Source organism: Noviherbaspirillum aerium (assembly GCF_008929045.1).
GTDB lineage: Bacteria > Pseudomonadota > Gammaproteobacteria > Burkholderiales > Burkholderiaceae_D > Noviherbaspirillum > Noviherbaspirillum aerium.
Genome location: NZ_VFAH01000036.1, coordinates 38,576 through 51,147 on the forward strand (window position 1 = coordinate 38,576; position 12,572 = coordinate 51,147).

Annotated in this window: 13 protein-coding genes; 11 read left to right on the top strand and 2 right to left on the bottom strand. The window is 60.4% G+C overall.

Going from position 1 to position 12,572, the window contains the following annotated elements:
• The first annotated feature begins 84 nt into the window (after positions 1-84).
• Positions 85-1,065, top strand: a complete 981-nt coding sequence (locus FH061_RS27985; protein ID WP_151639123.1) for a Bug family tripartite tricarboxylate transporter substrate binding protein — start codon at positions 85-87, stop codon at positions 1,063-1,065.
• 189 nt (positions 1,066-1,254) lie between these two features.
• Here FH061_RS27985 and FH061_RS27990 read toward each other — a convergent pair whose 3' ends face one another.
• Both FH061_RS27990 and rraA read right to left on the bottom strand, forming a co-directional pair.
• Positions 1,255-1,683 (bottom strand): cupin domain-containing protein, encoded by a 429-nt coding sequence (locus FH061_RS27990; protein ID WP_151639124.1) that lies wholly within the window; start codon positions 1,681-1,683, stop codon positions 1,255-1,257.
• Positions 1,684-1,838: 155 nt separating this feature from the next.
• The gene (gene rraA / locus FH061_RS27995) at positions 1,839-2,321 is read right to left on the bottom strand and encodes a ribonuclease E activity regulator RraA (RefSeq protein ID WP_151639125.1); all 483 of its coding nucleotides are present in this window, start codon (positions 2,319-2,321) and stop codon (positions 1,839-1,841) included.
• Positions 2,322-2,753: 432 nt separating this feature from the next.
• Here rraA and FH061_RS28000 point away from each other — a divergent pair, with 432 nt between their 5' ends.
• The 10 genes from FH061_RS28000 to FH061_RS28050 form a co-directional block, all read left to right on the top strand.
• Complete coding sequence (locus FH061_RS28000; protein ID WP_151639126.1) at positions 2,754-3,707, top strand: Bug family tripartite tricarboxylate transporter substrate binding protein; 954 nt, start codon at positions 2,754-2,756, stop codon at positions 3,705-3,707.
• A 14-nt stretch (positions 3,708-3,721) separates the two neighbouring features.
• Entirely contained in the window at positions 3,722-4,249 is a 528-nt protein-coding gene (locus FH061_RS28005) for a tripartite tricarboxylate transporter TctB family protein (protein WP_151639127.1), read from the top strand.
• Between the two features lie 22 nt (positions 4,250-4,271).
• Entirely contained in the window at positions 4,272-5,783 is a 1,512-nt protein-coding gene (locus FH061_RS28010) for a tripartite tricarboxylate transporter permease (RefSeq protein WP_225984937.1), read from the top strand.
• Positions 5,784-5,901: 118 nt separating this feature from the next.
• The gene (locus FH061_RS28015; protein WP_151639128.1) at positions 5,902-6,828 is read left to right on the top strand and encodes a GntR family transcriptional regulator; all 927 of its coding nucleotides are present in this window, start codon (positions 5,902-5,904) and stop codon (positions 6,826-6,828) included.
• A gap of 316 nt (positions 6,829-7,144) precedes the next feature.
• Positions 7,145-7,801, top strand: a complete 657-nt coding sequence (locus tag FH061_RS28020; RefSeq protein WP_151639129.1) for an aspartate/glutamate racemase family protein — start codon at positions 7,145-7,147, stop codon at positions 7,799-7,801.
• Positions 7,802-7,915: 114 nt separating this feature from the next.
• Positions 7,916-8,980: an isocitrate/isopropylmalate dehydrogenase family protein gene (locus tag FH061_RS28025; protein ID WP_151639130.1), complete on the top strand. Its 1,065-nt coding sequence runs from the start codon at positions 7,916-7,918 to the stop codon at positions 8,978-8,980.
• 196 nt (positions 8,981-9,176) lie between these two features.
• Complete coding sequence (gene otnK / locus FH061_RS28030; RefSeq protein ID WP_192805295.1) at positions 9,177-10,439, top strand: 3-oxo-tetronate kinase; 1,263 nt, start codon at positions 9,177-9,179, stop codon at positions 10,437-10,439.
• The gene (locus FH061_RS28035; protein ID WP_151639132.1) at positions 10,436-11,104 is read left to right on the top strand and encodes a class II aldolase/adducin family protein; all 669 of its coding nucleotides are present in this window, start codon (positions 10,436-10,438) and stop codon (positions 11,102-11,104) included. The genes otnK and FH061_RS28035 overlap by 4 nt, the downstream gene beginning before the upstream one ends.
• Positions 11,105-11,130: 26 nt before the next feature.
• Positions 11,131-12,024: a methylglyoxal synthase gene (locus FH061_RS28040; protein WP_225984938.1), complete on the top strand. Its 894-nt coding sequence runs from the start codon at positions 11,131-11,133 to the stop codon at positions 12,022-12,024.
• 423 nt (positions 12,025-12,447) lie between these two features.
• A partial coding sequence (locus FH061_RS28050) for a glyceraldehyde 3-phosphate dehydrogenase NAD-binding domain-containing protein (protein WP_318841066.1) occupies positions 12,448-12,572 on the top strand: 125 nt, incomplete at its 3' end.

The following is a 12,572-nucleotide window of genomic DNA, read 5'->3' on the forward strand; positions in this document are numbered from 1 at the left end:
TGCTTTTTTGAGCTGTAAAATGCAAAGCAGTTTGCACTAAGTATCAAGAAAATGCAATCACACTTCTTATAGACTGGAACCCATATGCACCGCAGAACCCTTATCCGCTCCTCGGCCTTCATGCTCGCGATATCCGCGGTCGGCCCCCTGGCCCTTGCCCAGGAGGCTTATCCCGCGAAGCCGGTGACGATGGTCGTATCCTTCAGCGCCGGCGGCAACAATGACGTCCGGGCGCGTCAGATCGGCGGTGAAGTGAGCAAGATGCTGGGCAAGGCGATCATTGTCGAAAACAAGCCCGGGGCAAGCGGCAACATCGGTCATGCCTACCTTGCGCGCGCCGGCGCCGACGGGTACACGCTCGGCATCGGCGCCATGGGGCCGCTGGCAGTCAACTCATGGATATTTCCCAAGCTGGGGTTTGATCCGATCAAGGATTTCACGCCGATCGTATTGATCGAGAAAGCGCCTCTCGTGCTCGTGACCCGTGTCGACAAGCCTTACAAATCCGTTGCCGACGTCATTGCCGCCGCCAAGGCAAAGCCGGGCGCCATCACGATCGGCAATGCCGGCACCGGGGGTGCGCATCACCTGAGCGGCGAACTGTTCAAGCAGCAATCCGGCATCGATCTGCTAGCCGTGCCTTACAAGGGCGGCGGACCCGCGGCGGGTGCGTTGCTGGCCGGGGAAATCGACATGATGTTCGAGCAGACCTATGCCGCGCTGCCATCCATCCAGGGAGGAAAGATACGACCGCTTGCGGTTACCAGCGAAAAGCGGCTGCCCAGTCTGCCGGATGTGCCCACCATGACGGAACTGGGCTTTCCGAAAGTCACAGTCTCCAACTGGCTTGGACTGATCGGACCGAAGGACATGCCTCCGGCCATCGTGAAGAAACTCAACGAAAGCTTCAACACGGCACTCGCAATTCCCGACTTGCGAACAAAGATCACCGGCCTCGGGAATGAAATCGGGGGCGGCACGCCCGAGCAGTTTGCGGCATTGATTGCCAGTGAAAACAAACGCTGGGGCCAAGTGGTCAAGTCGGCCAATATCAAGCTGGACTGATACATCACTACTCACTACTGGAAATTTCCGGTGTTTCCAATGCCGGGGCAAGATTCACGAACGCTCAGCCGGGGCGAAGCGAAGGCTTATATTGCGACGTTCCCGGTTTTAGGTCGTGTCTGCCAAGCCGATGCGAGGTTCGAATCCGCGCCTGCGGTCCTCGACACGACTCCAATCCGCTCGTGACGCTTAACAAGGATGGCTTTGCTTGTGCTCGAGGGCGACGGGATTGGTGACGCCGGTTTCGGTAAGGGTGCGGGTGGCTTCCGGAGTGGCATAGATCCAGAGGATCTTCATCGGCTGCGTGTTGGAGGCATTGCGGAAGCGATGCGGCACATTGGGCGGGATGAAGGTGGTGTCATGGACCCTGATGGGGCGCTCTTCGCCGTCGATGTCGAGGATGGCTTCGCCTTCGAGGAGCATGACGCTTTCCTGGCAGTTGTGGCTATGGAAGGGAATGGCGACGCCGGGATCGAAGGAGGTGATGCCGGTGATGAAGCTGTCGGAGCCGATGGACTTGGTGACGAGCGGGGTGGTGCGAGCGCCGCCGCCGCGTTCATAGGTGTTGAGTTCGGCGGGCACGAGCAGTACGGCCCGGGATTTTTCGAATACTTGCATGGTGGTTTTCCGGTAGCGGGTTGGTGGTGGCGTCAGCGCCTGGGGCCGACCCAGACGGTCTTGATATTGGTGAATTCACGGATGCCTTTGTCCCTTCCCACAATATCCCGCGTGGCGGGACGGGAACTCGCGCGGGCATCCGTGCAAGGAATTTTCTATTGCTCGATCAGTCCCGGGTCCGCGAAGAGGACGCCATCCTCATCCGCAACCACCAGGTCGCCGGGCTTGCACGGCATGCCGTTGATCACGACAGGAATGCCGACCTGTCCTTCCCCTTTCTTGGTCGACTTGCGCGGGGTTGCTCCGATGGCCTTGATACCGAGATCGATCGTCTTCAGCATGGCCTTGTCACGAACGCAGCCGTAAACGATAACGCCCGCCCAGCCGTTCTCCACGGCTTCCTTGGCAATCACATCGCCAAACAGTGCGCAGCGCAGGCTTGCGCCGCCGTCGATCACCAGCACTTGTCCGTTTCCCGGCGTATTGACCAGTTCCTTGATACGGGAATTGTCTTCGAAACATTTGACTGTCACCGCCTTGCCGTAAAACGAAGTCCTGGCGCCGAAGTCGTTGAGAAGGGGCGGAACCACGCGGAGCTGGTCCCCATACTGGTCATAAAGATCGCAAGTTGTTTTCATGGCATTCCATTTACGGGTCAAAAGCTGCTTCCGGGTTTCGCGGAAGAGACGGTTAAAAACTCATAATGTACTAAATATATATCATCATACAAAATAGTTTTGCTGAACGGTGTTACATAAGGCCATGTTTTCGTTTCTGCAAGAACTGGCGTCAAGATGGCTCCAGGCCGGGCCAATAGCGAATGTAAGGCGGATTGATTTTTCCCAAGCCTCATGAGGAAGGTTCTACATGAGCAAGATTACGGCTTCTAATATTCGTATTGTATTTGACTTGACTTCGCCTCGGACTAAGGCGTATTGTTCTGACTAACCGCTTCGTACAATTTAAAAAGAAGAAAAGCGATGCCGGACATGCCGAGATGGCGTGAGTTGATGATGTGCCGAGTTGGCTCGGCGCTTTGCAAAAAAATTATTTTGGATAGGAGATGAAGGATGAAGAGCCTGCTGGTTAAAGGTGGTCAAGTCATGGCTGTGCTGGCGCTGTCGAGCGCGGCCTATGCGCTGGACGATGTCAAGATGATGATTCCCGGCACTCCCGGGGGCGGCTTCGACGCGGCGGCCCGCACCATGGGCAAAGCCATGCAGGACGCCGGCGTTGCCAAGGCCGTCTCCTATGAACACCGCGGCGGCGCCGGCGGCGCCATCGGCCTGGCCCAGTTCGCCAATGCCAGCAAGGGCGATCCGAACGCCATGATCGTCACCAGCGTCAACACCGTCACCGGCATCCTGCAGAGCAAGGCGGCCGTCACCATGACCACCGCCACCCCGATTGCGCGGGTATTCACCGAGTACAACGTCATCGCGGTCGGCAAGGCGTCTCCCTACAAGTCGATGAAGGACTTGATGGAGGCGTTCAAGAAGGATCCGACCAGCATCAAGTGGGGCGGCGGCTCCAAGGGTAGCGTCGACCATCTCGGCATCATCGAACTGGCGCAGGCTGTCGGCGTGCCCAGCGCCAAGGTCAACTACATCCCGCTGGGCGGCGGCGGAGAAACCAACGCCGCCGTGCTCGGCGGCCATGTCACCGCCATCTCCGGCGGCTATCCCGAGATCGCCAAGTTCCTCGAATCCGGCCAGATGCGCCTGCTGGCCGTGGCCTCTCCCGGCAAGCTGGCCAATGTCGAAGCGCCGACATTGAAAGAGCTCGGCTACAACGTCGTCACCGGCAACTGGCGCCTGTTCTCCGGCGCGCCCGGCATCACGCCGGCGCAGAAGCAGTCGCTGGTCGATGCGGTCACCAAAGCCACCGCATCGCCGACCTGGCAGAACGCGGTCAAGACCAATTACTGGACACCGACCATGCTCACCGGTCCGGAACTGGAGAACTTCCTGAACTTCGAGAGCCGCCGCTTCGAGACGGCCCTCAAGGAATCGGGTCTGCTGTAACCATGGATGCCTCGATGTCTCAATCATTAAGTGATTCGCTCGATCGCACCGCGGTGGCGGTGCGTCCGAACAAGGTGCATGTGGCCATCGGGGCCTTCGTGCTGGCGGTGTCGGTGATGCTGGTCATCGGTGCGCTGCTGCTGCCGCGCGACATGGGCTACTCCATCATTGGTGCCCAGGCGTTCCCGCTGGCAGTCGCGTTGCTGCTAGCTGTGGTCGGCGCGGGGCTGGTCTGGCAAGGCATGACCGGCGGCTTTCGCTTCCTGCCGTCGGGCGCTGACGCGCAGGCCTCGCCGAACCGGCAGCAATGGCAGGGCGCCGGCTGGGTCTCGGCCGGTCTGCTGGCCAATGCGCTGCTGATCAGCCAGATCGGCTTCGTGCTGTCGTCGACGGTACTGTTCATGGCGGCCGCGCGCGCCTTCGGCAGCAGGAGCGTCCTGCGCGACCTGCTGCTCGGCCTGCTCATCATCGTGCCGGTCTACCTCGGCTTTACCAAGGGCCTGGGCGTGCCGCTGCCCGCCCTGATCAAGGGCTGGATCTGACTTACCCTGACTGACTGAAATCATGACTGAAATCTGGATGCCCTTGCTGCAAGGGCTGGGGACCGCCTTGTCTCCAATGAACCTGGCATGGGGGTTCGTCGGCTGCCTGCTCGGCACGATGATCGGCGTGCTGCCGGGTATCGGCTCGGCGCTGACGGTGGCCATGCTGTTGCCGATGACGGCCAAGGTCGAGCCGACCGGCGCCTTGATCATGTTCGCCGGCATTTACTACGGCGCCATGTTCGGCGGTTCCACCACTTCCATCCTGCTCAACACGCCGGGGGAGTCGTCGGCGATGGTCACCGCCATGGAAGGCAACCTGATGGCCAAGCACGGCCGTGCGGGGCCGGCACTGGCCACGGCCGCGATCGGCTCGTTCGTCGCGGGCACCATTGCGACCGTACTGGTGACGTTGTTTGCGCCAACCATTGCGGAGTTCGCCCTGCGCTTCGGCCCGGCGGAATACTTCGCCATCCTGGTGCTGGCCTTCGTGACGGTGTCGACGCTCCTCGGAGCATCGCTTCTGCGCGGACTCGCCAGCCTCGGGCTGGGGCTGATGATCGGCCTGGTCGGCATGGACTCGGTATCGGGTTTCGCCCGCTATACGCTGGGCGTGCCGGAACTCATCGATGGTATTGAAGTGGTGCTGGTGGCGGTGGCGCTGTTTGCGGTATCGGAGTCGCTGTACAACGTGCTGTACGAAGGCGAAAGCGACGGCTCGGTGCACAAGATGACGTCGGTGAAGATGACGCGCGAGGATTGGAAGCGATCGGTCCCGGCATGGATCCGCGGTGCGCTGATCGGCTTTCCGTTCGGGTCGATCCCGGCCGGCGGCGCCGAGATCCCGACGTTCCTGTCGTACGCGGCCGAGCGCAAGCTGAGCAAGCATCCGGAAGAATTCGCGCCGAACCGCGGCCAGGGCGCGATCGAAGGCGTGGCGGGACCGGAAGCGGCCAATAATGCATCGGCCACGGGCGCGCTGGTGCCGCTGCTGACACTGGGCATTCCGACCTCGTCGACGGCGGCGGTGATGCTGGCGGCGTTCCAGAACTACAACCTGCAGCCGGGACCGCTGCTGTTCCAGACTTCGGCGGACCTGGTGTGGGCGCTGATCGGCTCGCTGTTCGTGGGCAATGTGATTCTCCTGGTGCTGAACCTGCCGCTGATCCGGATCTGGGTCAAGCTGCTGCGGGTGCCCAAGCCGTACCTGTATGCGGGGATCCTGGTATTTGCAACAATCGGCGTGTACGGGATGCGGCAGTCATCGTTCGATCTGGTGCTGATGTTTGCGATCGGCGCATTCGGCGTGCTGATGCGGCGATACGACTTCCCGGTGGCACCGGTGATCGTGGGGATGATCATGGGCCCGATGGCGGAGAAGCAGCTGCGCCTGGCGCTGTCCATCAGCCAGGGCGACTGGCTGGTGTTCCTGAAGCAGCCGATCTCGGCATCGCTGATGGTGGCGACCTTCCTGGTGCTGTTCGTGCCGTACATCCTGCGCCGCCGCGGCATCCGGCTTTCGGAAGACGATTAAGGGCAAGGTTCCAATAAATTCAATTACTTACATGGAAAGGCGGCCGGTAAACGCTCATGTCGCATGGTGGCAATCCAGTACAATAGCCGACATACCGCAAATTATCAGGAGCTATTTTATGAGCGCAAATATCAGCAAGCTGGTACCAGCGCTAGCAAGTCGTATCGTGCGGATGATCGAGCAGCAGGAATTTCCTGTTGGTCACCGGCTGACCGAGTTGGCACTATCGAGCGAACTGGGCGTGTCGCGTTCGCCGGTACGGCGGGCATTGCAGTTTCTTGAGCAGGCAGGCGCCGTGGCTTCGGAGCCCAACCGGGGTTTCTATGTTGCAAAGACGGGCGCTGACCTGGCCGGCATCCTGTTGCCGGTCGATACCGAATCCGACGAAGCGACTTACCTGAGGATCGCGGATGACCGTCTGGCAGGCCATCTCGGAGACGAAGTGTCCGAGTCGGAGCTGATGCAGCGTTATGACATGTCCCGGGCGAAGGTGCAGCGCGTGCTGGCGCGCATGGCACGCGAAGGCATGGTTGACCGCAAGCCGGGACGCGGCTGGATCTTCCGCGAGCTCCTGAACACCGTCGAGTCTTATCGGGAGAGCTACCGGTTCCGGATGGTGGTTGAACCCGCAGGCATTCTCGAACCGACGTTTCGTATCGATCAGGTTGCCTTGGAACGCGTTCGCAAGGAGCAGCAGCAAATGCTCGATGGCGGCATGGAGAAATGGTCGCGCAGTGAAGTATTCCAGGCCGGCGTCAATCTGCACGAAGCTGTTGCGCAATGGTCGGGCAATCGTTTTCTGATTGATGCGGTCAAGAACATCAACCGGCTTCGGCGCGTGCTTGAATACAAGCAGAATTTCGACAGGTCACGCCTGAGGCGGCAGTGCGAAGAGCATTTGATGCTGCTGGATTTGCTTGAACGCGGCGAGCGGATGGAAGCGTCCTATTTCCTCCGCGAGCATTTGAATGTCGCCCGCAGCATCAAGGCGGAGCCGCATCCTGCGACCGAAGTGCCTGCGGCGGAAGCCAAGGCGCGCTTGTAACCGAATGCCGCAGCCAGGGCCTGGCGTTTAACCGGCAGGCCCTGGTCTCCTGGAAGCCCGATGTGTTCATGCGTCGGCGTTGATGATCCGTCTCGGCTATTTCTGCCGGCGGTGACAAGCACCGGCCATTAATGCCGCTCGACACATGGCGCCGCATCTCCGTCCGGGAGAGGCCCGGACAGCCGCTGCCCGGCAAGTGACTCCAGGCATCCAATACACGAACTATCCTCTCGATATATTGTACTTAGAAATATTAAAGTACAATAACGACGAGCGGAGCATGATGCTCCGCCATCTTCCCGCCGAGAGGACATCAATGAATCCACGCATTGCGCTCATCCACGCCACCAAGGTGGCGATGCAGCCTATCGAAGAAGCCTTCATCCGCCTCTGGCCCGAAGCGGGCAGGATGAATCTTCTCGAAGACAGCCTCTCCGCCGATCTCGCAAGCAGCAAGGCGATTACGCCTGACCTGACTCGCCGGTTCGTGGCCTTGGCCGAGTATGCGAAAGCCGCAGGTGCGAATGGCATCCTTTATACCTGCTCCGCCTTCGGGCCATCCATTGAAGCGGCACGTGATGCGGTTGGCATTCCGACGCTCAAGCCGAACGAGGCCATGTACGCCGAAGCGCTCAAGCTAGGCAAGAGGATCGGCTTGATCACCACCTTTGCGCCGGCGGCAGCACCGATGCAGGACGAATTGTTCGCCATGGCCGCGGAACAACACAAGGACATTGAACTGCGCGCCGTCTGTGCGCCGGAGGCCTTGAGCGCGCTCCAGGCGGGCGATGCGGAAAAGCACGACCAGCTCGTGGCGGAGGCTGCGCTGTCGCTGCAGGGGTGCGAAGTGATCATGCTTGGCCAGTTCTCGATGGCGCGGGCCTTGCCGGCCATGGAGGCGCTGACTTCCGTTCCCGTGCTCGCTAGCCCCGAGTGCGCGGTTCGCATGCTGCAGGGGCTTGTTAAAGGCTAAGAAATTAAATTGGCGATTTTTCGTTGGTTTATATGTTCACTTGGTACAATCATCGCATATAATGAATTCGGCTTAGGTTCCTATGCCTAGACGAGATAAACCTTGGAGATGCACATGAAAATTTTGGTATTGCCCGGCGATGGCATTGGTCCTGAAATCGTAGACGCAGCAATGCACGTCACCCGCACCGCGAACGAGAAGTTCAACCTGGGCCTGTCTTTTGACTATGACGACGTCGGCTTCGCGAGCCTGGAAAAACATGGCACGACGCTGCGCCAGGAAACGCTCGACAAGGCGAAAACCTATGACGGCATCGTTCTTGGCACCCAGTCCCATGCCGATTATCCTGCGCCTGAAAAAGGCGGCCGCAATGTGTCGGCGGGCTTCCGTATCGGCCTCGACCTCTATGCCAACGTGCGTCCCGCCCGCACTCGTCCCTTCATCGAATCGAATCTGCGTCCCGGCAAATCGATGGACCTGGTGATCATGCGCGAAGCCACCGAAGGCTTTTATCCCGACCGCAACATGACCCGCGGCTGGGGTGAAGTGATGCCCAGCCCGGACATGGCTCTGTCGACGCGCAAGATCACTCGCCATTGCAGCGAGCGTATCGCGCGCCGCGCATTCGAGCTGGCGATGACGCGCCGCAAGAAGGTTACCGCCATTCACAAGGCCAACAGCTTCCACATGACCGACGGCCTGTTCCTCGAGTGCGTACGTAACGTTGCCAAGGAATTCCCGGAAGTCGAACTGAACGATCTGCTCGTCGATGCCTCGACCGCGCATCTGGTGCGCTCGCCCGAAAAGTTCGACGTGCTCGTGGCAACCAACTTCTACGGCGACATCATTTCCGATCTCGCCAGCGAACTGTCCGGCGGTCTCGGGCTGGCAGGATCCATGATGGCAAGCGACACGCATTGCTGCGCGCAGGCACAGCACGGCTCGGCGCCTGACATCCAGGGCCAGGACAAGGCCAACCCGACGTCGATGATCCTGTCGGTCGCCATGCTGCTGCAGTGGATGGGCCAATATCACAAGCAGCCGGCGGTGACGAAGGCAGGCGATGCGATGATCGCGGCGGTTGACAAGGCCTTGGAAAATCCCGCCTCGCGCACTGTCGATCTCGGCGGCACGATGGGCTGCAAGGCCTTCGGCCAGGCGGTCGCCCAGGCTCTCTAAGCAGCTCGCCGCAAGGCTGGCGGTCACGGCACGCAACGCAGCGCGGTGAGCGCCGCAACCGCTGCAACCTTCGCGCTCCTGCCAAGGCGGATATCCGCCCATGGATATCCGCCTTCGTGCTGCAAGCGCACGCAGCACATGCCGGTTCACGCAGGCCGGCACCTTCATCCAATCCTGTCTTCCTGGAGACGTCCTCATGTATCTAGGCTGTATCGCCGACGACTTTACCGGCGCAACCGACCTCGCCAACAATCTGGTGCGGTCCGGCATGAAGGTGGTGCAAAGCATCGGTATCCCGGACGGACCCATCGACACCGACGCCGACGCAGTCGTCGTGGCCCTCAAATCACGCACCATCGAGCCCGGGCTCGCAGTCGAACAATCGCTTGCCGCCGCCAGATGGCTTCGGGAGCAGGGTGCGCAGCAGTACTACTTCAAATACTGCTCGACATTCGATTCCACCGACGAAGGCAATATCGGACCGGTCACCGAGGCGCTGATGGATTTCCTGGACACCGATTTCACCATCGCGTGTCCCGCCTTTCCCGACAATCACCGGACCCTGTTCAAGGGCTATCTGTTCGTCGGCGACAGCTTGCTGAGCGAGTCAGGCATGCGCAATCATCCGCTGACGCCGATGACCGATGCCAATCTCGTGCGCGTGCTGCAGCGGCAGACGGAACACGCGGTCGGCCTGATCGACTATGCGACCGTGGCCAGGGGCGAAGGCGCGATACGCGACCGTATCGAGGAGCTCAGAAGCGGCAAGGTGCGCATGGCGATCGTCGATGCGATTTCCAACAACGATCTGCTGATCATGGGGCGCGCATTTTCCGGCCTCAAGCTGGTCACGGCGGGATCGGGCGTGGCGCTCGGCCTGCCGCAGAATTTCGGAATTTCCGCCAACGCCGACGCCGCCAGGCTGCCTGCCGCATCCGGAAAGACAGCCATCGTATCGGGCAGCTGTTCGGTCGCCTCGAATGCGCAGGTAGCGGACTTCATCCGGCACGGTTATCCCGCCTTGCCGATCGACCCACTTGAGGCGGCTGGCGGCGCCAATGTCATCGACCAGGCGCTGCAATGGGCAGCACCGCATCTGGAGGACGGCCCCGTGCTTGTTTATGCCACCGCCGAGCCCGACAAGGTCAAGGCAGTGCAGGCCAGGCTCGGCGTGAAGGAGGCGGGTGAATTGATAGAACATACCCTGTCGCAGATCGCCGCCGGCCTGGTCAAGCTCGGGGTGCGGCAACTGGTGGTCGCAGGAGGAGAGACTTCCGGCGCCTGCGTGCAGGCGCTCGGCATCACGCAGATGCAGATCGGCCCGCAAATCGATCCGGGCGTTCCCTGGTGTTTCGCGCGGTCTCCCTTCGCGGGCAACGAAGGCCTGCATATCACGCTCAAGTCCGGCAACTTCGGCACCACGGACTTCTTCACGAAGGCGTTCAGGAACTTGTCATGAGTGAACTGGAACTGCGCCAGGAAATCTGCCGCGTCGGCAAGAGCCTGTTCGACCGCGGTTATGCGCACGCTACCGCCGGCAATATCAGCGTACGGCTGGACCAGGAACTCGGCGGCGGGTTTCTGATTACGCCGACCGATGTCTGCCTCGGTTTCCTGCAGCCGGAGCGTATTGCCCGAGTGGACCGGGAAGGACGGCAGACATCGGGTGACAGGGCGAGCAAGACGCTGGCCCTGCATCGCCGTATCTATGACGCGGATGCCGCCGCCGGCTGCGTGATTCACACCCACTCTGCCAACCTGGTCGCGCTCACCTTATCGGGAGTCTGGAGCGAGGCGGACATCGTTCCTCCGATCACGCCGTACTACGTGATGAAGGTGGGCCACGTGCCCCTGATTCCCTATCGGCGCCCCGGCGATCCTGCGGTGGGTGACCTGGTTGCCGTGAGGATCGAGAAGGCGCAAGCCTCGGGCAGGCCGATCCGCGCCGTCATGCTCGACCGGCTCGGACCGAATGTCTGGCATGCGGATCTCGCCTCGGCAATGGCAACCCTGGAAGAGCTTGAGGAAACGGCCAGGCTCTGGTTGACGGCCAACCCGAAACCGGCGCCGCTCGCCGAGGCGATGCTGGAGGAACTCCGGATGCAGTTTGGCGCGCACTGGTAGCAACGACATTGTCTTGAAGGATTCCGATGAAACTGCGTTTCGGTCTGGCGGCGAACCGCCGTCATCACGAACGGCGGGATAGTGCGGTATTTGAATGGCTGCTGTCCAGCGGCAGCGGTATTGCACAGCTGGGCATGGAGTTTGTCGCTGTCGGACGAACCTGCGACGCCATTCAGAGTTCATGCCTGTTCCCCGACAAGGCGAGTCTGGTGCGCTATCCCTACGGTCGCGACGGGGGATTGATGCGGCTTGTTTCGCTCGTCGCGGGCGGTACCGAGCATAGCGAAGCTGTCGACGGCGCCATCTATTTCATCGATCCGGTTGACGCATCCTCCAGCTTTCCCGAGGCGCTTGCGCTAAAGCGTCAGTGCGTCACCCACAAGAAGCCTTTCATCTCCACACTGGCGGGCGCGAAAGAATGGATCGAGATTGAAAGAATGCATGCCGGGATGCCGCCGGATGCCGGAACCGATTCGTATTTTGCCTATGAAGACCAGACCATTGCCCTGATCGCGCATGATGCCTTTAAGGCCGACATGGTGAAGTATGCGCACGATCATTTCGAACTGCTGTCCCGGTTCAGGCGGCGGATCGCCACCGGCACCACCGGCGAGCGATTGAACGAACTGGCCTGGACCAAAGGCTGGCCCATCGATCAGGAATGGGTGGACCCCTACCTGAGCGGACCGCTCGGCGGCGATGCGCAGATTGCCGAGCTTGTACTCGACCGCCGATGCAAGCGCGTGATCTTTTTCGAAGATCCTCACGTGGCCCGGCAGCATGAAGCAGATATTCAACTGCTGGACCGGGCTGTCTGCACCGTCGGCGATTCCGCGGTGTGCGCGAATTCGCTGGCCATGGCCACGCGATGGGCCCGGGCGCTGGAACGGCGTCATGCTCTCGTTGCCGGAGCACTGTAGATCAGGGTGGTGATGAGTTGCGATCAAGGTCCTCAAGGTCCTCAAGGTCCTCAAGGTCCTCAAGGTCCGATAGCGGCCCGGTCTGGAGCAAGAAATCCGGCAGCGCCGCACGGCGTTCCGACGCCAATCTGATAAAGCCGCGGCGCTAATAAAGGCGCCGTGTCCTGTGTAGGTATTTCACCTAAACCATGTAATCGAGAAGTTTTTTATTGATGGAATTTGTGCTTCAAGAAATGGGCTTCTTCGCTCAAAAATGTAGTAAATTTTCAGCTTTTCGAACTTTTCTTTGACGGAGCATGGCACGTCGATAGCGGCTGATCTACGCCAGATGTACCCGACATGTACCCCCTGACGCGTGCCTACGCATGCCTGATGCAGGCCCCAATGTTCCAATCACTTTCAATTCCTGACAGGAGAGAGACCATGACTATTCGTGTCGCAATCAACGGCTATGGCCGTATCGGCCGCAACATCCTTCGCGCTCACTACGAAGGCGGCAAAAAGAATGATATCCAGATCGTTGCCATCAACGACCTCGGCAATGCGCA

Coding starts and splice junctions, on each gene's coding strand:
- FH061_RS28035 (WP_151639132.1), top strand. CDS start 10,436: ATGAGTGAACTGGAACTGCGCCAGGAAATCTGCCGCGTCGGCAAGAGC.
- FH061_RS28000 (WP_151639126.1), top strand. CDS start 2,754: ATGAAGAGCCTGCTGGTTAAAGGTGGTCAAGTCATGGCTGTGCTGGCG.
- FH061_RS28010 (WP_225984937.1), top strand. CDS start 4,272: ATGACTGAAATCTGGATGCCCTTGCTGCAAGGGCTGGGGACCGCCTTG.
- FH061_RS27985 (WP_151639123.1), top strand. CDS start 85: ATGCACCGCAGAACCCTTATCCGCTCCTCGGCCTTCATGCTCGCGATA.
- FH061_RS27990 (WP_151639124.1), bottom strand. CDS start 1,683: ATGCAAGTATTCGAAAAATCCCGGGCCGTACTGCTCGTGCCCGCCGAA.
- FH061_RS28005 (WP_151639127.1), top strand. CDS start 3,722: ATGTCTCAATCATTAAGTGATTCGCTCGATCGCACCGCGGTGGCGGTG.
- FH061_RS28015 (WP_151639128.1), top strand. CDS start 5,902: ATGAGCGCAAATATCAGCAAGCTGGTACCAGCGCTAGCAAGTCGTATC.
- FH061_RS28040 (WP_225984938.1), top strand. CDS start 11,131: ATGAAACTGCGTTTCGGTCTGGCGGCGAACCGCCGTCATCACGAACGG.
- FH061_RS28020 (WP_151639129.1), top strand. CDS start 7,145: ATGAATCCACGCATTGCGCTCATCCACGCCACCAAGGTGGCGATGCAG.
- rraA (WP_151639125.1), bottom strand. CDS start 2,321: ATGAAAACAACTTGCGATCTTTATGACCAGTATGGGGACCAGCTCCGC.
- FH061_RS28025 (WP_151639130.1), top strand. CDS start 7,916: ATGAAAATTTTGGTATTGCCCGGCGATGGCATTGGTCCTGAAATCGTA.
- otnK (WP_192805295.1), top strand. CDS start 9,177: ATGTATCTAGGCTGTATCGCCGACGACTTTACCGGCGCAACCGACCTC.